Here is a 20,765-nt window from a genome sequence, read left to right as displayed (position 1 = left end):
TCCAGTTTGCTGCCGTGCCTGCATGTGTCACGGCGGTCTTGCTGGAAATGATTATAAAACTGATATGCATTTATTTGCAAATTTACAAATCCTCCAAACAACAAACCTGGTTTGGGGGCAGCCTGTATTACCCTACTAGCCCGGGAAAGGTAACTGGAAGCTGGGGCCAGCCGTCGTGCCATCATTCAGACCTGAGGGTGTTTCCATCAATTGCTGTGCTGCCAGACCCAGTGAAAACATCAGACCAACTGCCTGCCCCAGTTTTTCAGGTTCTCCATTGAAGGCGATGTGCAAGCCATTCAACAGGGCTTGGTAAGTGCTGGCAAATTGCTCCTGCAAAATGCGAGCGCGCGAACCTTTGGGATAAACCGCCAGATTAGGATCATCCATCATCGGCCAGACACCCTCAGGGTCGAAGGGGATTTTTTCACCGCTATAGGCAAAGCCATGTTCGCTCTTCACAAGACGATGACCGTTGACGATTTCAGCGTATTTGTAATAGTGCGACAATTCACCATCGCCATCACCTGGATGACGTGCGCTTGCACCCTCGCCCTGACGTTTGATTTCGTCAATCGCCCGGCAAGCATCGGCCAGTGAAGTAATCGCAAATAATTTGCCGGTGCCATGCCATTCCGTGACCTGCTTCCCGGCATTGCCAAAACTGATTTGTCCGGCATTGCTCAAGTCCGTCAGGGCTTGTTTGATTTCATCATAGAACCAGCCTATGGTGTACTTGGAGGTATCGACAGGATCCCCTTTCTTGGCACGGTAATGCACAGGCTCTATGGTTTTTTCAGGCTGCTCTATCGACATGAAGGCACGTAACTGATCGATAGAACATTTGCGCAAACGCACATTCAAGTCGGCACGCAAACCACCAGGCAAAGAACCAGGATAGACAGGCACAAACTTGGGACGATTGAAGCAAGGCTGACCACCGATGGAGATGAAGAGATTCGCTACCAGCGCCATGTGCAGCATTTCTTCCATGACGACACTGCGTATCAGTTGTGCCACTTCCATATTGGCATTCGGTTTGATACTGTACAGCGCGGTCAGGTAAGGCGGTATCGTCGCATGTTCCAGCTCTATCGCCTGTTGCAGGGCGCGGTGCAAGTCAGGGACTGAATCCAGTTCCATGTACAGTGGATTATCCAGCCACTTTTGCAGCATCTCACGCTTTTTGGTGGAAAGGTCACGTGTCACCGGCATGTAATTGGGATCAGATACCGGGGCTCTGAAGACATTTTTTAGCGCGAATATCTTGCCCGTCAGGCTGGCGTAATTCGACAGATCAACGATCTTGTGCATGATGGGATACAGGTCAGCATATTGCTGGAAAATGGGCCGTACATCACACATCCAGTCTGGCTTGTCAGGTATGGTGTACCCACTGAAGACCAGTGCATTCAGACTCAATGCGCCATTACCCACACTGCCTATGGCGGGTTGGGCGCTACCTATCTGGTAAGTGATGCCATATACCTGGCCATCGATATAGCCGCGTGGGTTGCCAGGGTCAGAAGCCTTCAATATTAACTCCGCGATACCAGCACTATCGGTAGTGATGCTGGTATCGAAAGTCAACGCTTCTGTCGGCGTGCCGACTTTTTGCGGGCCGGACACTGGCCCCTGCTTGACCTGCCCCTCCATCGCGCTGGCGTCATAGCCCAGGCTGATTTGGGTATTCGCCAGCGGCTGCCCAAAGCTGGTGGCATAAAATTTTACGCCAGTGTTTTCTGGTGGATTAAACCTGAACACGAAATTGTCGGCTCTTACCCATTGTCCATTGGGTGCTTCTGCCAGCAAGGGCTGGGTAGCATTGGCGACCAGGCCCAGCGGTGTATTGGCCGCTGCCGCCAGTTGCGTACTATTGAGCGGAATAGTGACTATGCCCGCCGTGTTTTCATACCAGTGCGGTCCCTGGTAATTGACTTCAGCCAGCAATTGCGGCGCGCCTTCATTTGGTAGCAGAGCCACCGTCAGGCTGCCAGAATCTGCGCGGGCACCACCAAGTTCCTTAATAGGCAAGCTATTACCCAAATCCAGGGTCAACACATTGCCGACGATTTGTCCGATGGCATCATTGGCAGTTTGCCCCGGCACTGCCCACAGGCGACGGCCGGGAACGAAGTGTTTGGGCTCACCATCCTGATACAAGCCTATGCTGCCCACCACCCGGCCAAACGTGAAATTGGGCGAAGACATGGTGTCATCGAAACTATCGACATTGAACTTGATACTGAAATTATCAGGATTTTTATTCTCTGCCAGCAACTCTTGCAAGAAACGCGAAGGCCCGGCACCCGTGACCTTGATTTGCTCCAGTACTGATTGATAGTAAGCGCAGAAAAAAGAATCGGGCTCACCTGGCGGATAATTGACCCAGATGTCAGCAAAAGGAGCAACCGCAAAACGACTCTGAAAGCCCATGCCCGAAGCTTCACTCCCCAGGTTGACCGAAAAGCCCCAGATTTCTGACACCATTTGCTGCTCAGTATCGAGATCAACCAGCTTGCCTTCTACCCTGTTGTCCGAGCCATTCACGGCAAGCCCTATGATGGGGTCCAGACTAGGATCGCTACAAGTGCTGCCATCCCGGTACACCACACTGGTCACCGCGCAATTACGGAAACGCCATGAACCTGTGCCATTCGGATTCCACCAGCCATTTGTGGCACCTGGCCCCGGCATCTGGTAATTGGAACGAAAACGCGCCGTATCGAAATGTTCAGGATCATTATTGATCGTCGATACGTCGGCTTGAAACTGTCCGGCAAATACTAAACGGGGAAGGCTGAGGTAACTCATCGTGTCTCCTGGGTGTATGGACCAATTGAATTGATCGGGGGATACCTGGGCTTGCATCGTGAAATTGAAAGCAGGCTGTAGCCATTTCCCAATAGCAGATGTCACAGATTTAATTGCAGAATACGCAAACAAATATTGAAACATTATTGCAAATTAATCAATGCTTATTTTGAAACAAATGTTTAAATACTCATGTCCAGTGAAATTAATTAAAAAGAAACATTTATTCATTAAACTGTGGTTGCAATTAACTGCCGGTTAAGATGATAATCAGGCAACAAGCTATTCTGGCTCCCACGGCTTCACGTATGCGCATTTGCGCAAATCATGTTTTTCACTTTAGCAAATGACAAAAGACAGCTCCATGCAAGCCTTGCTGATATTGAATATAGTTGGACTGACACCGCGTCTGATAGGGGCATACACCCCCAGGCTTAAAGCCTTTGTTGAGCAGGGCAAACTGCTGCCTTTGCAAACCGTGACACCGGCTGTCACCTGCACCGTACAAGCCACCATCATGACGGGACTGGCACCACAGCAACATGGCATAGTCGGCAATGGCTGGTTATTCCGCGACCTGGCAGAAATCTGGTTCTGGCGGCAATCCAACAAGCTCGTGGCTGGAGAAAAAATCTGGGAGGCAGGCAAGGCGCGGGACCCCAAGTTCACTTGCGCAAATTTGTGCTGGTGGTACAACATGGCATCCAGTCATGATTACGGCATCACTCCCCGCCCCATCTACAAGGCCGATGGCCGCAAGCTGCCGGACTGTTATACGACACCGCCAGACTGGCGGGCAGAGCTGACACAAAAACTAGGCGCTTTCCCTTTATTCCAGTTCTGGGGGCCTGCCACCACGATCAAGTCAAGCCGCTGGATAGCCGATGCCGCCAAACTGGCGATCACAGAAAAAAATCCTACCCTTACCATGGTCTACCTGCCGCATCTGGACTATGACTTGCAAAGACATGGGCCAGACCTGACTAACCAGTTAGTACAACAGTCCCTGCGTGAAATTGATGAAGTGGCTGGCGATCTCATCGCCCATGCGCAGCAGGCTGGCCGCCGTGTCATGGTCTTGTCCGAATATGGCATTACTGCCGTTGACCAGCCAGTGCACCTTAACCGCATCTTGCGTGAAGCAGGCTACCTGGTGGTGCGTGAAGAAGATGGCGCTGAACTGCTGGACCCCATCGCTTCGAGCGCTTATGCCGTGGCTGATCATCAATTTGCCCATGTGTATATTTCCAGACCGGAACTGATCGCCCCGGTACGCAGATTGCTCAGCAATGTCGCTGGCGTAGAAACGATCTGGGCTGGCAGTGAGCGCGCAGAGATAGGGCTGGATCATCCGCGCGCTGGTGAACTGTTGGTCATGGCAGACAAGCGCTCCTGGTTCACTTACTATTACTGGCAAGATGATGCGCTCGCGCCCGATTTTGCCCGCACGGTAGAAATCCACCGCAAACCCGGTTATGACCCGGCGGAGTTGTTTGTCGATAAAAATATCCGCTTCCCCAAACTGGCAGTAGCATGGCGGCTGGGCAAGCGCCTGCTTGGTTTCCGCAGCCTCATGAATGTCATTGGCCTTGATGCCAGCCTGGTCAAGGGTTCGCATGGCAGGCCAGTGGATGATGTGGCTGATGGCCCTTTGCTTATTCTTGACCGCGCACTGGCAAATGTGGCCGATGGCAGGGATGAAGTCCACGCGGCAGACATCAAGGATATCGCTTTGAAAATCATGTTTGAAGATCATGTTTGAAAATACGACTCAGGAGCAGACAAATGAACGAGAATGGAACGAACCCAGGTAATTACCCAGGCAACTTCGTCGCCGACAGCACGATAGTCGATGAAATGTTTTCCGACCGTGCCGTCACCTGCCCCTGCTGCAATGGCACGATCACACCGCAGATGCTGCAAAACCTGCTTGCCCAGGCCGGTCAATTGCAACAGGGCCAGGCAGCATTCCGGCAATTGCCCAGCGGCGGCAATGGCATGATGATAGACCCGCATGCGCACATGATCGCCCGCACTACCGATGATTATGAAGCCATGGCCAAGGCCGGTATTGTCGCCGTGATAGAGCCGGCATTCTGGCTGGGGCAGTTGCGCACCAATGTAGGCAGTTTCATCGATTATTTTTCCACCATCACGGGCTTTGAGCGCTTCCGCGCCGGGCAGTTTGGCATACGTCATTACTGCGCCATCGGCCTCAATCCCAAGGAAGCAAATAACCCGGCACTGGCAGAAGCGGTGCTGGATATCATGCCGCGTTATCTGGGCAAGGAAGGTGTGGTGGCCCTCGGCGAGATTGGCTACGATGAACAAACCGATCTTGAAGACAAGGCCCTGCGTGCGCAAATCGCCATGGCGATAGAATTTGAACTGCCCATCATGATACACACGCCGCACCGTGACAAGAAACGCGGCACCACCCGCACCATGGATGTTCTGGAAGAATGTGGCTTTGATCCGGCACGCTGTGTCATTGATCACAATAATGAAGAAACTGTACAAGAGGTGCTGGACCGTGGTTACTGGTGTGCCTTTACAATTTACCCATCCACCAAGATGGGTAATGAAAGACTGGCTGACATCGTCAAGCAGTATGGCCCTGAGCGCATCATCGTCAATTCTGCCTGTGACTGGGGCGTATCTGATCCATTGGCCGTGCCCAAATCTGCCCGCCTGATGGCCAGCCGCGGTATCTCTGCTGAAGTCATCCACAAAGTGGTGTATGCCAATGCCTTGTCTGTCTATGGCCTGAACCAGGAAATGCAAGAAGCCCACTGGTGCCAGCCAGCCAAGATAGACCAGCGCACCTTATATAGCGGCAATTCTGTACTACGTGGACAAACGCCGAGGGTAGATGAAGAGGTCTTGAATCCAGATATTATTCGCTGAGCTATTCGGGAGCTGTCATCTGGCGTATCGATATCATCGATTTGCAGCCAGCAAAGCTGATTACTGGGTAAAATACCTGGAATTGAGACCAACCAGATGACCAGCTCCCATGTTGAAATGGCTTAAAAACACTTTTTCAAAGTCAGCAGACACTCCCCAACAAGATCATGACAGCAAGGCTGCTGACCAGCATAGTCCGGCAGCGGTGTCTGTACCAGTGCCAACGCCTGCCCCGGAACAAACAAGCCCTGCTGCATCAACAACTACCGTAATGGTAGAAGGCGACCAGAATGCCCTGGCCATTGCCTATCAAAAGCTGGAGCTGGACCCATCAGAAAATCTGCCCGCCAATATCCTGGCTGACAAATTGTATGAAAAAATGTTATTGCCAGAAGCCGAAGCGATTTACCGTCTGGTTTTACAGGCCAGGCCAGAATCGCTGGAAACCTGGATCAACCTGGGTCTGACTCTGGATGGTCAGTCGCGCTCTGCAGAAGCCATACAATGCTACCAGCACGTCATCACATTAGAGCCTGCCAATACCATTGCCCACTTCAATCTTGCAGTGAGTCTGTCACTGCTGGGAAAAAATCCAGAGGCCGAGCAGGCTTATCTGCGGGCGCTGGAAATCAACCCGCAGATGACGCATGCGCATTTCAATCTCGGCATACTTTTCCAGCAGCGCGACCATTTTAGTGGGGCTATCCATCACTACGAAGAACTGCTAAAACTTGAGCCACAGCATTACTATGCCTATTGCAATCTGGGCATGATACTCGCCAGCCAGGGCCGCATGGCTGAGGCAGAATCCTGCTTCCTGAAAGCAATAGCCGCGCAACCTGAATTAGTGAATGCCGACTTTTTCCTGATCAATCTGTATCAACAGCAAGGCAGGCAAGCAGATGCAGAAGTCTTGCTACAGAATCTCTACCAGCGCCAACCAGATAATGTCACCGCGCGTGACAGCTTGCTGAATCTGTATATGCAGCAAAGGCGTTTTGCTGATGCGGCAAACATCTACAGGCAAATGATCAGCCAGGCACCGGCAGAACCGGTTCATCATTACAATCTGGCGGTAGTACTCAAGGAGCAAGGCCTGGTTGAGGATGCGCTACGACATTATCAGCAGGCAGTGCAACTCAAATCTGATTTCACAGAAGCCCATGCCAATCTTGGTGTGATCTTGCAGGAGCAAGGTAAATTGAAAGAGGCGCAAGCCAGCTATCAGCGCAGCCTCGAATGCAATCCTTGCTTTAGTATCGCCTTGAGCAATCTTGCCCATATCTACAGTAGTACTGGACAGATCGCGCAGGCAGAAGCATATTACCGTAAAGCGCTCACGCGTGAACCTGGCAATGCCGATCATCATGGTAATCTGGGGCGTTTGCTATCTGAGCAAAAACGTTATGCGGAAGCTGAGGCCAGTTATCAGCAGGCACTCAAACTCAATCCCGATTCCTTCACTGCGCTGCATGACTATGGCAAGCTGCATATGTTGTTTAGCCGATTCACAGCGGCACATCAGTGCTTTCAACAGGCCATCAAGCTCAAGCCTGATTTTGCCGATGTATACAACAGCCTGGGTGCTCTGTTTGACGATCAGGGCATGATCACCGAAGCAGTGGATGCTTATCGCCTTGCACTGGAATATCGCCCGAATTTTTCTGAAGCCTATGGCAATTTGCTGTTCGCCCTGAACTATCACCCTGACCTGAGTGCAGAAGAAATTTTTGCTGCCTACCGCGAATATGAACAGCGTTTCGCTGCACAACTGTATCAATTACAGCGCCCTCATACGAATAGCAAGGTAGCTGAACGTCGGCTGAAAATAGGCTATGTATCACCTGATTTGCGCCAGCATCCAGTACAGTATTTTCTTGAGCCGCTACTCGCCCATCACGACAAGAGCACATTCGAGATTTACGCCTATTCTGAACTCCTGACCGAAGATGCCGTCTCTGCACGCTATCGTGGCTATGCCGATCATTGGGTACCGACTTCACATCTGAGCGATGATGCACTGGCCGACAAAATCCGTGCCGACGGCATAGATATCCTGATAGACCTGGCCGGGCACACTGGCAATAACCGCCTGCGCGTATTTGCCCGCAAACCGGCGCCGGTATCCTTGTCCTGGCTGGGTTATGGCTACACTACAGGTTTGCAGGCGATTGATTACTTTCTGGCAGATTCATCCACCGCACCGCACCGCACAGAAGCCCTGTTTGCTGAAAAAGTCTGGCGCGTGGATAGTCCCGTATTTGCCTACCGGCCCAAGGATGGCATGGGTGCAGTCTCTACCCTGCCTGCCCTGAAAAATGGCTATATCACGCTGGGCACACTAAGTCGCGCGGTGCGCATCAATCACAAAGTGATACGGACCTGGGCAAAGATATTGCAGCGACTCGACAATGCCAGGCTGGTGATAGACAGCAGCAATTTCAGTGATGCTGCAATGCGCGCAGCCTTTGAAGACAAATTTGCGGCGCTGGGCATCAGCAAAAACCGACTGCAGATAGGTGTGCATAGCCCGCCATGGGATGTACTCAGAGGCCTGGATATAGGCCTGGATTGCTTCCCACATAATTCTGGCACGACCTTGTTTGAAACCCTGTATATGGGCGTGCCCTTTGTGACCCTGCTGGGCCGCCCCGGCGTTGGTGGCATAGGCAGTAGCATACTCGAAGGTTTGGGACGACCAGAATGGATAGCCCGCAGCGAAGATGAATATATAGAAAAAGTCGTCAGCCTGGCATCCAATCCAGACCACCTCAACACCCTGCGCCTGAGCCAGCGCAGCCAGATGCAAAACAGCAAGCTCATGGATGAAACCGGTTTTTGCCGCAAGCTGGAAGCAGCTTACCGCGCCATGTGGCAAACCTGGTGTGAAAAATAAGGACAAGCGTCAAGCTTTGATGATGAAATCCATCGCAATATCGTGCGGCTCTGAGGCAAATTCAGCCTCAGTGCGGGCGTAAGCGATACCTATCGCTGCAGGACGCGGGCTGGCAGCCAGGGTACGGTCATAAAAGCCGCCACCATAACCCAGCCGATAGCCTGCTTTATTCCAGCCCAGGCAAGGGATGATCAACACCTCAGGCTGGCTTACCAGCCTGCCATGTGCAGGGATGGCAATGCCATAGCTATCGACCGCCATGACATCCCCCATCTGCCAGTCCAGAAAACTTAAAGCCTGGTCCCTGGCTACCACCAGTGGCAAGGCCAGATGGACACCGTTCTCCTGCAATTGCTGATAGTGGGGACGCAAATCCGGTTCGGCCTGTATTGGCCAATATACCCCCAGGCTGGCTGGCTTGTTTTGCCTGCACCATGCAAGTAATTGTCTTCCGATCTCAGTATCCAGCGCCAGTTTTTGATCTGCCGTCATATCAAGGCGTTTTTTGCGCAAAAGCTTGCGCAATTCAGGGCGACTTTGCACTGTTTCAATGCTGAGTTTGTGTTCGCTATTCTTGGGCTGTGTCATACTGTCAGAAATGTAATCTCAAACTGTCAAAAGATGTCTGTGAAAAAAAGTTTAGCTGGTCTTAGCCTGATGATCTTAGCAGGTTTCGCAACAAGTCCTTTCGCCTATGCAGCGCCAGCGAAAAGGAGCCTGATTGCCAATGACGATGACCGTTTCATGGCGCTGCGCGATGCCGCCATGCATGACGATGCCGCCAATGTCGAGCAATATGCTGCGACGCTGAAGAATTATGACATTCCTTCCTACATCGATTATTACCGCATACGTTCGCGCCTGGTAAAAACCAGCAATAGTGAATTCCGTGAATTTATTAGCAAGTATGAAGGCAGCGCCATCGCGGACCGCCTCCGTAATGACTGGTTGTTACTGCTGGGCAGGCGCGGTGAATGGGACTTATTCGATCAGCAATATCCGCAATTTGTCGTTGCTGACGACAATCAGTTGCGCTGCTATTCCCTGCTATCGAAAGCCATGAAGCAACAGAAAGTCGCGACCGAAGCACGCAACTTGCTCAATAGCCCACGCGATTATGGCGAAGGCTGTTATGCCCTGGTGACTTATCTGGCCACGACCGGGCAATTCAACCAGTATGATTTGTGGGCACAAATGCGCATGGCGGCAGAAAACGGTGCCACGCCATTGGCGCAACGTCTGGGCAAGCTGTTGAACGTGCCAGAAAAACAAATTGCAGAAGTCATCGACAAACCTGCTGGCCTGTTGAAAAAAGCACCGGATGCCGGACATGCTGCGCATGAACTCTACCTGATCGCCCTTGGTCGCCTGGCAAAAACTGACCATGAGCAGGCTGCTGCCACACTGAGTCGTCATGCAAGTTTATTCACTGATAATGAACGCGCTTTAGGCTGGGCCCAGATCGCCATGCAGGCGGCCTTGAAGCTGGAGCCAGAAGCTTTAGGCTACTGGCAAAAAAGCGAAGGCGCGCCACTAACGCTGGAAGGCTACCAATGGCGAACCCGCACTGCCTTGCGTGAACTCGACTGGAAACTGGTGAAATCCAGCATTACTGCCATGCCTGCCAGCCTGAAAAGCGAGCCAACCTGGGTCTACTGGTATGGCCGCGCTCTGAAGGCAGAAGGCAAGAACGAAGAAGCGCGTCAGCAGTTTGCCAGCATCGCCGATCAACTGCATTTCTATGGACAACTCGCACTTGAAGAGCAGGGTCAAAAAATAGGCCTGCCAGCAACAGTCAAGCCATTGACGCCAGAAGAACTGGCACCGATGGAAAAAAATCCCAACCTGCAAAGAGCGCTGAAGTTCTATGCCATGAATTTGCGCTTTGAAGGCACGCGTGAATGGAATTGGGAATTGCGCAAGATGAGCGAGCGCCAGCATCTGGCAGCGGCTGAGCTGGCAAGACAAAACAATTTGCTCGACCGCATGGTCAATACTTCTGACCGCACCAAGGGTGAACTGGATTTCAGCCAGCGCTACCCTACCCCATTCAATGACAGCATGTACAAGACTACCCAGGCACTGGGCATGGACATGGCCTGGGTATATGGCTTGATACGCCAGGAATCACGCTTCATCATGAATGCCAAGTCGCATGTGGGGGCATCTGGTCTCATGCAATTGATGCCAGCAACAGCGCGTTATGTGGCCAAGAAAATTGGCCTGGGTAACTTTGTTCCCAACCAGGTCAATGATGTGGAAACCAATATCGCCCTGGGCACAAATTACCTCAACATGGTCTTGACTGACCTGGGTGGCTCGCAAGCACTGGCGTCAGCTGCTTATAATGCTGGCCCTGGTCGCCCGCGCGCATGGCGTTCCAAGCTCAGCAAACCGGTGGAAGGGGCAATTTTTGCCGAGACTATTCCCTTCAATGAAACCCGTGGCTATGTCAAAAACGTCTTGTCGAATGCGACTTACTACGCCGCCCTGTTCGAGAAAAAACCGCAGTCACTGAAGACACGTCTCGGTATCGTCGTGCCCAAGGGCATGACTGCTGGCGACCCTGATCTTCCTTAATTTTCAAGTGTAGACATCATGCAAGATACAGAAATGCAACCCGCCCTGGCCGCCATGCTGGACCAGCACCGTGCCGGTTTGCGCCTGGTGATAGGCAATAAAAATTATTCGTCCTGGTCCATGCGCCCATGGGTGTTGATGAAGGCATTTGGCATCCCGTTTGAAGAAATTCGCATACTGCTGCACCAGCCAGATACCACCAACCGCATCGCCGAATATTCAGCCGCTGGCCGCGTACCTGTCTTGCTGGCGGGTGAAATCACGATCTGGGATTCACTGGCAATTTGCGAATACCTGGCCGAGCAATTCTCCATCCTCAATCTGTGGCCGGAAGATGTCGCAGCAAGAGCGACGGCACGCAGCATTTGCGCCGAAATGCATTCCGGTTTTTCTTCCCTGCGCTTTGACATGCCCATGAACATCCGCGCCGATCTGTTTGGCAAGGGCCGTACCATAGGCTCGCAGGCAGACATAGGCCGTATCAGTGAAATCTGGGAAGATTGCCTGTCATCTTACGGTGCACATGAATTTCTGTTCGGTGCATTCTCTATTGCTGATGCATTTTATGCGCCGGTGGTCATGCGTTTCCGCACTTATGGGGTCTCTCTGGCACCAGCCCTGCAAGCCTATGCCGACCGTGTCATCGCTCACCCAGCGGTAGCCCTGTGGATCAGGGAGGCCTTGCTGGAAACCGAAAACATGCCCGGCCATGACAACCGCCACGGCGATTGAGCCATAGCTGCATGAAGACATAGATGAAAACATACATCGTAGGCGGTGCCGTGCGCGATGCCTTGCTGGGCTTCCCGGTACAAGACCGTGATTTTGTCGTGGTTGGTGCCACACCGGAAGACATGCTGGCAAAAGGCTTTTTGCCAGTGGGCAAGGACTTTCCGGTATTCCTGCATCCCAAGACCCATGAAGAATATGCCCTGGCCCGCACCGAACGCAAGACCGCTGCCGGTTACAAGGGTTTTGTATTTCATACCGATGCGGAAGTCACGCTGGAACAGGACTTGATACGACGTGACCTCAGCATCAATGCCATGGCCCAGGATGATGACGGCAATATCATTGACCCTTATGGCGGATTGCAAGACCTGGAAAACCGCATCTTCCGCCATGTATCAATGGCATTTTGCGAAGACCCGGTACGCATACTGCGCCTGGCCCGCTTTGCAGCACGCTTCGCCACACCTCCCAAGGATTTCAGCGTGGCAGCAGAAACCACGGCGCTGATGCAATCCATGGTGACTGCCGGTGAAGTCGATGCACTGGTGGCAGAACGGGTATGGCAAGAAATTTCACGTGGTTTGATGGAAGCACGTCCTTCACGCATGTTTGAGGTCTTGCGCAGTTGTGGCGCACTGCAACGCTTGTTGCCTGAGCTTGATATCTTATGGACTATCCCCGCAGCAAATCACGCCAGCAAGGCGGAACAATTGATGTCCTTGCTGGATGCCGCCGCACAGACAGGCCAGCCCTTGACGACACGTTATGCCGTGTTACTGCATGATCTTGTTGCTGTTAAAACTGATGGACAAGTTGCAGCAGCCCAGGAAAAACAGCGCATGCCCCTGGCAGATGCCATCAGCCAGCGTTTGAAAGTGCCTGCAGAATGCCGCGACCTCGCTGTCATGCTGGCACGTGAGCATTTGCGCATCAAAGATGCCGGTTCGCTGTCTGCCGCTGAAGTGATAGATTTACTGGGGCGCTGCGACGCTTACCGCAAACCCCAGCGCTTCCATGAATTATTAAATGCTACAGCTTGCCTGTATGCGCAGGCGGACACTGCATATGCGCCACAAACCCGGCTCAGCAAGGCGCTGGAAGTGGCGCTGCAAGTCAATGGTGGCGAGATAGCCAGTCTGCATGTCGATAGTCCTGCACAAATTCCTGTCGCAATACGGGCAGCCAGGATTGCGGCGCTAGAAGCCAAAAACAGTTAAATTCAGTTAAATTTAGTTAAAATGAAGAGAATAGAAGTTTTATTCTCAAAATCCGGGCTTTTCTGGAATAATCCGGACAGATCATCTACAATGCATTGTGCACTGCACAAAAGGCTACCCATAAGGAGCTGCTATGAATGCGTCAGATATTTTTCCAGAAGATCCCAAGCACTTGTTAGATTCCCAAAAAAAACCCTCCAAATCCACAGTTTTCGTCAAGGAATTGTCAGAGAAGGATAGGCACCGCATCATGAAACACTTCCTCGGCCTTGAGGAAAGTGACCGCCTGCTGCGCTTTGGCACCTATCTGCCCGATGCCATGGTAGAAAAATATGTAGAAGGCATCGACTTCTCCCGCGACAAGGTATTCGGCGTCATCAGCCACCATTTCCGCATCGTCGGCGTCGGCCACCTGGCCTATGCCCCGCGCGCAGAAGATGATGAAGCTACAGACAAAGACAAAGTCGCCGAATTTGGCGTCTCCGTCTCCAGCTCCGCCCGCGGCAAAGGCATAGGTTCAAAACTGTTTGAACGTGGAGCCATCCACTGCCGAAATGACGATGTCGATACCCTGTACATGCATTGCCTGTCATCGAATCAAACCATGATACATATCGCCAAAAAAGCTGGCATGGAAATTCACCGCGCCTACGGCGAAGCCGACGCCTACCTCAAACTCATGCCAGCCGACGCCGCCAGCATGCTCAAGGAAGCCATGCAGGAACAGGTCGCAGCGATTGACTACAGCATCAAGGCAAATACCCGGGCTGCTGCCAAATGGCTGAGTAATTTGCCGGGGATGAAGGATAGTTCGAAGTAATTACTGTACAGTTCAGACGTTTCGACTTAGAGACACGATACGGGAGAGAAGGTAAAACCTTGGTTTCCTCTGCATCTCAATCGTTGATTAACTGAATATTAAGAGATCTTAGTACAAGTCGTATTGACGTTGATTTTGACTTTGGGTGTTGTTGTTGAATTTTGCAGTTCCCATGTGTCGACGCCGTTTGTGCGGTACAGAAAATGGATTAAGAAATGCCCGTGTTTGAGGTGTAGCTGGGGTTTCGAGATGCATGCATCTCGCCAGCGTAACGGCAATCGCTTGCAAGCGATTGTGCGCCCTGCAAGGGAAGCGAGTTTCGGGCATTTCCCATTTTTTGTACTGCACAAACGGGAACCCCGCAGGGGCGACGACGCCTGGGTCGCCTTTCTTTGAATACTTACTTTGGCGACGCAAAGAAAGTATTTCGGCTGCCGGGCCGAGACCCGGCTTGCATCCACGAAGGGTAATCGTTTTACATACGACAAAAGTATGCAACGAACGCCGCTAGACTCCTGCCTTCGCAGGAGCGACGATGTAAAGGCCAGCCATATTAAAACGACCGGCTAAAACGGCCCAGTCAGCAAACTCTCCCCAAACACACTACCTTTACACCCCCACCACAACCGGCAAGGCCGTCGTATCCTTAATCTGCTGCAAGGCAAAACTAGACTTCACATCCAGCACCGCCGGATGCCGCAACAGCGTCTCCATCATGAAACGCGAAAAGTGGTTCATGTCTTCCACATGCACACGCAAGAGATAATCCATTTCCCCCGTCATCGCATAACAGGCCACCACCTCTGGCCACTGCCCCACCGAGGCAGAGAAGTCATCACGTGGTGAGCGTGAAGCCCCCTTGCCGGGATTATCGCTATGTTTTTCCAGCCGCACGTTGACGTAGGCCAGCAAGCCCAGGCCTATCTTGGCCGGTTCCAGCAAGGCCACGTATTTACGGATGACACCGCTGTCTTCCAGCCGCTTGATGCGACGCAGGCAGGGCGAGGGCGAGAGATTGACGCGCTCAGCCACTTCCTGATTGGTCAGCCTGCCATCTGCCTGCAAAATCGCCAGTATTTTGCGGTCTATCTTGTCCAGTTCAACTTCAAGCATAATCTGCCCCATACCAAATAAATTAAGCAATATTATTGCTCAAATCGATGAATCATTGGGTTATTTTGCAATTATATGGCGCGTTTTGCGGACTATACTGAGAGCTTGAGCTACATCAAAGCCAGCCTTGAAAGCGGTAGATGCAGCAAACACTGATGATCACACTGAGGAGACAGGCATGACTTTCCAAACTTGGGAAAACCCAATGGGTACCGATGGTTTTGAGTTTATCGAGTATGCAGCACCCGATCCAAAAGCACTCGGCGAATTATTCGTCACCATGGGTTTTACCGCGATAGCCAAACATCGCACCAAGGATGTGACCCTGTTCCGTCAAGGCGGTGTGAACTTCATCATCAATGCCGAACCAGATTCTTTCGCACAAAAATTTGCCCGCAAACATGGCCAGTCCGTTTGCGCTTTCGCTTTCCGCGTCAAGGATGCCAACGCCGCCTACAAGCGCGCACTGGAACTGGGTGCCTGGGGTTTCGACAATAAAACCGGCCCTATGGAACTGAACATACCTGCCATCAAAGGCATCGGTGATTCCCTGATTTATTTTGTTGACCGCTGGCATGGTAAAGATGGTGCAGATGCAGGCGCCATCGGCAATATCAGCATCTATGATGCTGACTTCGTGGCACTGCCAGGCGTGGATTCCAATCCTGTCGGCAAGGGCCTGACCTATATCGACCATCTGACCCACAATGTACATCGTGGTCGTATGAAGGAATGGGCAGATTTCTATGAAACCCTGTTCAACTTCCGCGAAATCCGTTATTTCGATATCGCTGGTAAGCACACAGGTCTGAAGTCAAAAGCCATGACTTCACCTTGCGGCAAAATCCGTATTCCTATCAATGAATCTTCTGATGATAAATCCCAGATCGCTGAATACCTGGACCTGTACCACGGTGAAGGCGTGCAGCATATAGCCATGGGCACAGACAATATCTATGACACCGTTGGCGGCATGAAAGCCAATGGCGTGGTGTTCCAGGACACGATAGAAACTTACTACGACCTGGTCGATCGTCGCCTGCCTGGCCATGGTGAAAACCTGGAAGAATTGCGCAAGCTGCGCATCCTGGTGGATGGCAAGAGCACAGAAACATCGCGTGAATTGCTGTTGCAGATTTTCACGACGACAGTCATCGGCCCTATCTTCTTTGAAATCATCCAGCGCAAGGGCGACCAGGGTTTTGGTGAAGGTAATTTCCGTGCCCTGTTTGAATCTATTGAGCTTGATCAGATCCGTCGTGGCGTCATCAAAGACGAAACAACTGCCTGATGCATTAAAACTTTGTTTCGCCAATAGCTAATGGAGATATGAAAGAGGCTGGTCATCATCTTGATGCCGGCCTTTTTCACTGAAAAATATGGATACTATCGCTACTTCCGCTACTGCTGACACGATTGTCAGCAACGACGATTTTCTGGCCACTGTTGCCGAAAAATCCAATGGTGCAGCCCTGCGCGGCAATTATGAAAAAGCCGACGCGCAATATGTCGTCGAGCAAGACTGGGATGCCTATACCGAAGCAGAGCATGAACTGTGGCGCAAGCTGTATCAGCGCCAGATGGAACTCTTGCCTGGCCGTGCCTGCGACGAGTTCATAGAAGCACTGCAAAAGATGAATGCCGCCGATGGCATACCCAGGTTTGAACGCACTTCTGCCGAACTATTTGCCGCAACCGGCTGGCGCATTGTCGCCGTCCCTGGCCTGATCCCGGAACTGACTTTCTTCGAGCACCTGGCAAACCGCCGCTTCCCGATCACGGTCTGGTTGCGCACGCCTGAGGAATTCAACTACATCGTCGAACCCGATGTATTCCACGATTATTTTGGCCATGTGCCCATGCTGTTCAATCCGATTTTTGCCGACTATATGCAGTTGTATGGCAAGGGTGGTTTGAAGGCGATGAAGCTGGGCGGCCTGGATTATCTGGCACGCCTGTACTGGTACACGGTGGAGTTTGGCCTGATCAAGACGGACAAGGGTTTGCGCATCTATGGCGCGGGCATCTTGTCATCGGGTGGCGAAGTCGAATATTGCCTGAAGCCGGGTACTCCTTCACGCCATATCCATCTTGACATAGAACGTTGCCTGCAAACCCTGTACAAGATAGACAGCTTCCAGGAAACCTATTTTGTCATCGACAATTTCCAGCAATTGTTTGATGGCACGGCACCGGATTTCACGCCTTATTATGAGCGCCTGAAACAACTCGATGCCTTGCCAGCCAATACTTTATTGCCGGGTGAAGTTGAATTGCTGCCGTAAGTCTGGATTGATATTGAAAAATGAAATGGGAGCATCAAGCGATGCTCCCATTTTTATTTTTGCGCAGTAACGGTATTTGAGACGCGCGTCCACACCTGTGTCCGGCCATTTTCTGGCTTGTCCTTGTATGCCGTAACTTCCAGTTCGGTCGGACTCAGCATGCGCATCTGGCAAGCATAGGTCTGGCCATCGGCACGATTGAAAATCTTGCCAGACCAGGTGTCGGCCTTGCCTGGAGTAAAACCTTCCATGATAGTCTTGCCCAGCACAGGTATTGCAGACACTGGAGCAGCAGTGCTACCCATGGCACTCATATTACTCATATTGGCCGCATCGTTGACCTTGCTGACTTTGCCGCACAAGGCCTGACCACAATTACTGATTTGTACTTCCAGACTGCCACTTTGCGTGAGCCAGGTACCGGCGACTGCGCCAGCCTTGCTGCTGGCAAGATTGTTCGCCTGGATTTGAGCTTCCACAGGTGCCAGGTAGTAATCAGACAAACCAGCCTGCTGCGCCTGAGCAGACCAGGCACTCATCAATAGTGTGGCGAAAGTGGTGATAACGATCATTTGCTTTTTCATGTCAGTTCTCCTTGAAGTTGTCGAGGTGATGAAGTCATCACGGCAAACTCATTAGACAGGTGCAAGGTATCTGGCAGATGTCAGGAAATGCCATATTTGCATCTGACTATGTGTCAACGGCACTCAGATACACTGGGATACAAAAGATTTTGTCTCTGCCGCGATTTAAGCTATAAAGCACTATGGAATGAATCATCAAAAATGCGCATCAAAAATGTGCATCAAGAATGCGCAACTAGTACACAACCAGCTCAGCACATGGAAAACACAGAATCCCCGGATCACATCCTCATCGTTGATGATGATGCAGAAATACGCGAACTGACTGCCCTGTACCTGCGCAAGAATGGCAACAAGGTCAGTACGGCGGCAGGCGGCAAGCAAATGCGCGCCTTGCTGGAAGGCAATGCCATTGACCTCATCGTGCTCGATATAATGATGCCGGGTGAAGATGGTCTGAGCCTGTGCCGTGAATTGCGCTCAGGCCCGCACAAAGTCATTCCCCTGTTTTTTCTGACTGCACGAGCAGAAGAAACTGACCGCATAGTAGGTCTGGAAATGGGTGCCGACGATTACCTGACCAAGCCTTTCGCTGCACGGGAATTGTTGGCCCGTATCAAAGCCGTCTTGCGCCGTACGCGCATGCTGCCGCCCAAGCTGCGCGAACAAAAACCGCCCGCCATGCTGCAGTTTGGTGACTGGCAACTCGATACCCTGGCGCGCCATCTGCTCGATAAAGACGGTGTCATGGTCGCACTCAGCGGGGCTGAATACCGCTTGTTGCAAGTCTTTGTCGAGCATCCGCAAAGAGTGCTGAATCGCGACCAGTTACTGAACCTGACCCAGGGTCGCGATGCCGACTTGTTCGAGCGCTCCATAGACTTGCTGGTCAGCCGCCTGCGCCAGCATTTGCGTGACGATGCCCGCGAGCCACGCTATATCAAAACCGTGCGCAGCGAAGGCTATGTATTTTGTGCACCGGTCACGGCACCTGAGGAGGCTTGATGCATATCACAGAAAGCCCGCACTGGCCGCATACCCTGTTTGGCCGCCTGTGCCTGATTTTGCTCAGTGCCCTGCTGATGGCCTATGCACTCTCGTTTGCCTCGTCGCAATGGGACAAGATGCAGGTCAGGAAAAATCATATGGTCTATTCGGTAGGCAAGGATGTCGCCAATGCCATCTCATTTCTCGACCGCCTGCCAGTCAGTGAACGTCAGGCCTGGCTGGACAAACTGGCCCGCAACAATTATGAATATACTTTGCAGGCAGCCCCCGCTGATGCCAAGGACAGCATAGACCTGGACATTGCCAACGAGGCGATAGAGGCCATCAAAAACAATCTGGAGCATCCGGCAAAAATCAGGATCAGTGTGCGCATGGAAGGTGATAAAAAAATCCTGCAATTGCATCTGACTTTGAGTGATGGCGCGCCGATCACCGTCCGCCTGACTGCAACACCTTACACCATACAATGGAGCATGTTCTCGCTGCTCTGCGTACAGCTTGCCATCGTCATGCTGGCAGCCTGGCTGGCAGTCAGGACAGCGACACGCCCGCTGGCGATGCTGGCTGAAGCAGCCGACGCCATGGTAAAACCAGGTGCCAGGCCGCAGTTCCCTGCCCGCGCCCCGCGCGAAGTATTTCGTGCCGCAACCGCCTTCCAGAACATGCAGGAACGCATAGATACGTATCTCGCAGAACGCATGCAAATCCTGGCATCCATCACCCACGACCTGCAAACCCCCATCACCCGCCTGCGCCTGCGCACCGAACTCATGGACGACGACAGCCAACGCGACAAAATGCAGGCCGACCTGCACGCCATGCAAAAACTGGTAGAGCAAGGTCTGGCCTATGCCAAAGTACAAAATCAACTACAAGCCGACCAGGAAGCCAGCAGCAAGATCAATCTCGACGCCCTCGCAGGCAGCCTGGTACAGGACTATTGCGACACCGGCCAGCAAGTCAGCCTGCATGGCAATAGCAACCAGATCATACAAACCCGGCCCTTGGCCCTGTCTCGCCTGCTTGGCAACCTGATTGACAATGCCCTGAAGTTTGGCAGTGAAGTAGAAGCCATCCTGGGCAGTGATCAGCAGTGTGCAGTCATCACGGTACAAGACAGAGGTCCAGGTATCCCCCAGGACCAGTGGGACGCCGTCATGCAACCCTTCGTACGACTTGAATCATCCCGCAACCGTGATACTGGCGGTGCTGGCCTGGGCCTGGCGATCGTGGCGCAACTGGCGTTGCAACTGCATGCCGAGATACGGTTTGCCAATCGTGAGGGTGGAGGTTTGGCGGTGATTGTCAGGTTGCCTTTGCAGGCTGGGGTGGAGTAGGTTTAATCGGTGAGCAATTGATCGCGAAGAATGTGAGTGGCGGTTGCAGTTGCAGTTGCAGTTGCAGTTGATTTTGACTTTGCCGTTCCCATGTGTAGACGCCGTTTGTGCTGTACAGAAAATGGATTAAGAAGGACCGCTGTTTGAGCCAAAGGCGAGTTTCGGGCCTTCCCATTTTTTGTACTGCACAAACGGGAACCCCGCAGGGGCGGCTACGCCTGGGTCGCCTTTCTTTGAATACTGTAGTGGTCAAGTAAATCAGGACAAAGAAATAGGAGAATTTACAGCGTAGTGACGTTCGAAGACAGAGGGAGATAAATATCCCAATGTGGAATGCAAACGTGCGGTGTTGTAGAAATTCGTTATATAAGCAACGATGTCCTGTCTTGCTTCCATTTTATTAGCATAGCTGCCTTGCCAGACGCGTTCCATCTTCAAATTAAGGAAGAAACGCTCTGCAACAGCATTGTCC

General features: G+C 52.1%; 16 protein-coding genes. 11 read left to right on the top strand and 5 right to left on the bottom strand.

Annotated features, from left to right (window positions below; translation table 11 throughout):
* Positions 1 to 135: 135 nt before the first annotated feature.
* On the bottom strand, positions 136 to 2,814 hold the full coding sequence (locus ACO0LD_RS20155) for a ferritin-like domain-containing protein (RefSeq protein ID WP_423009968.1): 2,679 nt from the start codon (positions 2,812 to 2,814) through the stop codon (positions 136 to 138).
* Between the two features lie 346 nt (positions 2,815 to 3,160).
* On the opposite strand from ACO0LD_RS20155, the gene ACO0LD_RS20150 reads away from it, so the two are divergent.
* The 3 genes from ACO0LD_RS20150 to ACO0LD_RS20140 all read left to right on the top strand — a co-directional run bounded on the left by ACO0LD_RS20150 (position 3,161) and on the right by ACO0LD_RS20140 (position 8,617).
* The gene (locus ACO0LD_RS20150; protein WP_423009967.1) at positions 3,161 to 4,576 is read left to right on the top strand and encodes an alkaline phosphatase family protein; all 1,416 of its coding nucleotides are present in this window, start codon (positions 3,161 to 3,163) and stop codon (positions 4,574 to 4,576) included.
* 23 nt (positions 4,577 to 4,599) lie between these two features.
* On the top strand, positions 4,600 to 5,721 hold the full coding sequence (locus ACO0LD_RS20145; protein WP_423009966.1) for a TatD family hydrolase: 1,122 nt from the start codon (positions 4,600 to 4,602) through the stop codon (positions 5,719 to 5,721).
* A gap of 109 nt (positions 5,722 to 5,830) precedes the next feature.
* Positions 5,831 to 8,617, top strand: coding sequence for a tetratricopeptide repeat protein (locus ACO0LD_RS20140; RefSeq protein WP_423009965.1), 2,787 nt, complete (start codon positions 5,831 to 5,833; stop codon positions 8,615 to 8,617).
* A 9-nt stretch (positions 8,618 to 8,626) separates the two neighbouring features.
* Here ACO0LD_RS20140 and ACO0LD_RS20135 read toward each other — a convergent pair whose 3' ends face one another.
* Complete coding sequence (locus ACO0LD_RS20135; protein WP_423009964.1) at positions 8,627 to 9,205, bottom strand: 5-formyltetrahydrofolate cyclo-ligase; 579 nt, start codon at positions 9,203 to 9,205, stop codon at positions 8,627 to 8,629.
* Between the two features lie 33 nt (positions 9,206 to 9,238).
* Between ACO0LD_RS20135 and ACO0LD_RS20130 the strand changes: the two genes are divergently transcribed.
* The 4 genes from ACO0LD_RS20130 (at position 9,239) to ACO0LD_RS20115 (ending at position 13,966) form a co-directional block, all read left to right on the top strand.
* A complete protein-coding gene (locus tag ACO0LD_RS20130) occupies positions 9,239 to 11,197 on the top strand; it encodes a transglycosylase SLT domain-containing protein (protein ID WP_423009963.1) in 1,959 nt (652 codons plus the stop codon).
* 18 nt (positions 11,198 to 11,215) lie between these two features.
* Positions 11,216 to 11,929, top strand: a complete 714-nt coding sequence (locus ACO0LD_RS20125; protein WP_423009962.1) for a glutathione S-transferase family protein — start codon at positions 11,216 to 11,218, stop codon at positions 11,927 to 11,929.
* A gap of 23 nt (positions 11,930 to 11,952) precedes the next feature.
* Positions 11,953 to 13,146 carry a multifunctional CCA addition/repair protein gene (locus ACO0LD_RS20120; protein ID WP_423009961.1) on the top strand — a complete coding sequence of 398 codons (1,194 nt, stop codon included), beginning with the start codon at positions 11,953 to 11,955 and terminating at the stop codon, positions 13,144 to 13,146.
* A 133-nt stretch (positions 13,147 to 13,279) separates the two neighbouring features.
* Entirely contained in the window at positions 13,280 to 13,966 is a 687-nt protein-coding gene (locus tag ACO0LD_RS20115; RefSeq protein WP_423009960.1) for a GNAT family N-acetyltransferase, read from the top strand.
* A gap of 609 nt (positions 13,967 to 14,575) precedes the next feature.
* On the opposite strand, the gene ACO0LD_RS20110 is transcribed toward ACO0LD_RS20115, so the two are convergent.
* Positions 14,576 to 15,079 carry an Lrp/AsnC family transcriptional regulator gene (locus ACO0LD_RS20110; protein ID WP_186953207.1) on the bottom strand — a complete coding sequence of 168 codons (504 nt, stop codon included), beginning with the start codon at positions 15,077 to 15,079 and terminating at the stop codon, positions 14,576 to 14,578.
* Between the two features lie 178 nt (positions 15,080 to 15,257).
* Here ACO0LD_RS20110 and hppD point away from each other — a divergent pair, with 178 nt between their 5' ends.
* Both hppD and phhA read left to right on the top strand, forming a co-directional pair.
* The gene (gene hppD / locus ACO0LD_RS20105) at positions 15,258 to 16,370 is read left to right on the top strand and encodes a 4-hydroxyphenylpyruvate dioxygenase (protein WP_422950750.1); all 1,113 of its coding nucleotides are present in this window, start codon (positions 15,258 to 15,260) and stop codon (positions 16,368 to 16,370) included.
* An 88-nt stretch (positions 16,371 to 16,458) separates the two neighbouring features.
* Positions 16,459 to 17,364 carry a phenylalanine 4-monooxygenase gene (gene phhA / locus ACO0LD_RS20100; RefSeq protein WP_423009959.1) on the top strand — a complete coding sequence of 302 codons (906 nt, stop codon included), beginning with the start codon at positions 16,459 to 16,461 and terminating at the stop codon, positions 17,362 to 17,364.
* A gap of 53 nt (positions 17,365 to 17,417) precedes the next feature.
* Here the strand turns inward: phhA and ACO0LD_RS20095 are convergent, their stop codons facing one another.
* A complete protein-coding gene (locus ACO0LD_RS20095) occupies positions 17,418 to 17,948 on the bottom strand; it encodes a DUF2147 domain-containing protein (RefSeq protein WP_423009958.1) in 531 nt (176 codons plus the stop codon).
* Between the two features lie 258 nt (positions 17,949 to 18,206).
* On the opposite strand from ACO0LD_RS20095, the gene ACO0LD_RS20090 reads away from it, so the two are divergent.
* Together ACO0LD_RS20090 and ACO0LD_RS20085 are read left to right on the top strand one after the other, a co-directional pair.
* Positions 18,207 to 18,953: a response regulator gene (locus ACO0LD_RS20090; protein WP_423009957.1), complete on the top strand. Its 747-nt coding sequence runs from the start codon at positions 18,207 to 18,209 to the stop codon at positions 18,951 to 18,953.
* Positions 18,953 to 20,293, top strand: a complete 1,341-nt coding sequence (locus tag ACO0LD_RS20085) for an ATP-binding protein (protein ID WP_423009956.1) — start codon at positions 18,953 to 18,955, stop codon at positions 20,291 to 20,293. Before ACO0LD_RS20090 ends, ACO0LD_RS20085 begins: the two co-directional genes overlap by 1 nt.
* Before the next feature lie 258 nt (positions 20,294 to 20,551).
* Here the strand turns inward: ACO0LD_RS20085 and ACO0LD_RS20080 are convergent.
* A partial coding sequence (locus ACO0LD_RS20080; RefSeq protein ID WP_423009955.1) for an IS3 family transposase occupies positions 20,552 to 20,765 on the bottom strand: 214 nt, incomplete at its 5' end.

This window comes from Undibacterium sp. Ji83W, from assembly GCF_049340385.1.
In the GTDB taxonomy this organism is placed as follows: Bacteria; Pseudomonadota; Gammaproteobacteria; order Burkholderiales; family Burkholderiaceae_D; genus Undibacterium.
The sequence above is the reverse complement of the archived record's forward strand: the minus strand, read 5'-3'. Positions and strand labels throughout refer to the sequence as shown.

Coding starts and splice junctions, on each gene's coding strand:
- ACO0LD_RS20115 (WP_423009960.1), top strand. CDS start 13,280: ATGAATGCGTCAGATATTTTTCCAGAAGATCCCAAGCACTTGTTAGAT.
- ACO0LD_RS20130 (WP_423009963.1), top strand. CDS start 9,239: ATGTCTGTGAAAAAAAGTTTAGCTGGTCTTAGCCTGATGATCTTAGCA.
- ACO0LD_RS20145 (WP_423009966.1), top strand. CDS start 4,600: ATGAACGAGAATGGAACGAACCCAGGTAATTACCCAGGCAACTTCGTC.
- ACO0LD_RS20085 (WP_423009956.1), top strand. CDS start 18,953: ATGCATATCACAGAAAGCCCGCACTGGCCGCATACCCTGTTTGGCCGC.
- ACO0LD_RS20150 (WP_423009967.1), top strand. CDS start 3,161: ATGACAAAAGACAGCTCCATGCAAGCCTTGCTGATATTGAATATAGTT.
- ACO0LD_RS20135 (WP_423009964.1), bottom strand. CDS start 9,205: ATGACACAGCCCAAGAATAGCGAACACAAACTCAGCATTGAAACAGTG.
- ACO0LD_RS20120 (WP_423009961.1), top strand. CDS start 11,953: ATGAAAACATACATCGTAGGCGGTGCCGTGCGCGATGCCTTGCTGGGC.
- hppD (WP_422950750.1), top strand. CDS start 15,258: ATGACTTTCCAAACTTGGGAAAACCCAATGGGTACCGATGGTTTTGAG.
- ACO0LD_RS20090 (WP_423009957.1), top strand. CDS start 18,207: ATGGAAAACACAGAATCCCCGGATCACATCCTCATCGTTGATGATGAT.
- ACO0LD_RS20155 (WP_423009968.1), bottom strand. CDS start 2,814: ATGAGTTACCTCAGCCTTCCCCGTTTAGTATTTGCCGGACAGTTTCAA.
- ACO0LD_RS20125 (WP_423009962.1), top strand. CDS start 11,216: ATGCAAGATACAGAAATGCAACCCGCCCTGGCCGCCATGCTGGACCAG.
- ACO0LD_RS20110 (WP_186953207.1), bottom strand. CDS start 15,079: ATGCTTGAAGTTGAACTGGACAAGATAGACCGCAAAATACTGGCGATT.
- ACO0LD_RS20095 (WP_423009958.1), bottom strand. CDS start 17,948: ATGAAAAAGCAAATGATCGTTATCACCACTTTCGCCACACTATTGATG.
- phhA (WP_423009959.1), top strand. CDS start 16,459: ATGGATACTATCGCTACTTCCGCTACTGCTGACACGATTGTCAGCAAC.
- ACO0LD_RS20140 (WP_423009965.1), top strand. CDS start 5,831: ATGTTGAAATGGCTTAAAAACACTTTTTCAAAGTCAGCAGACACTCCC.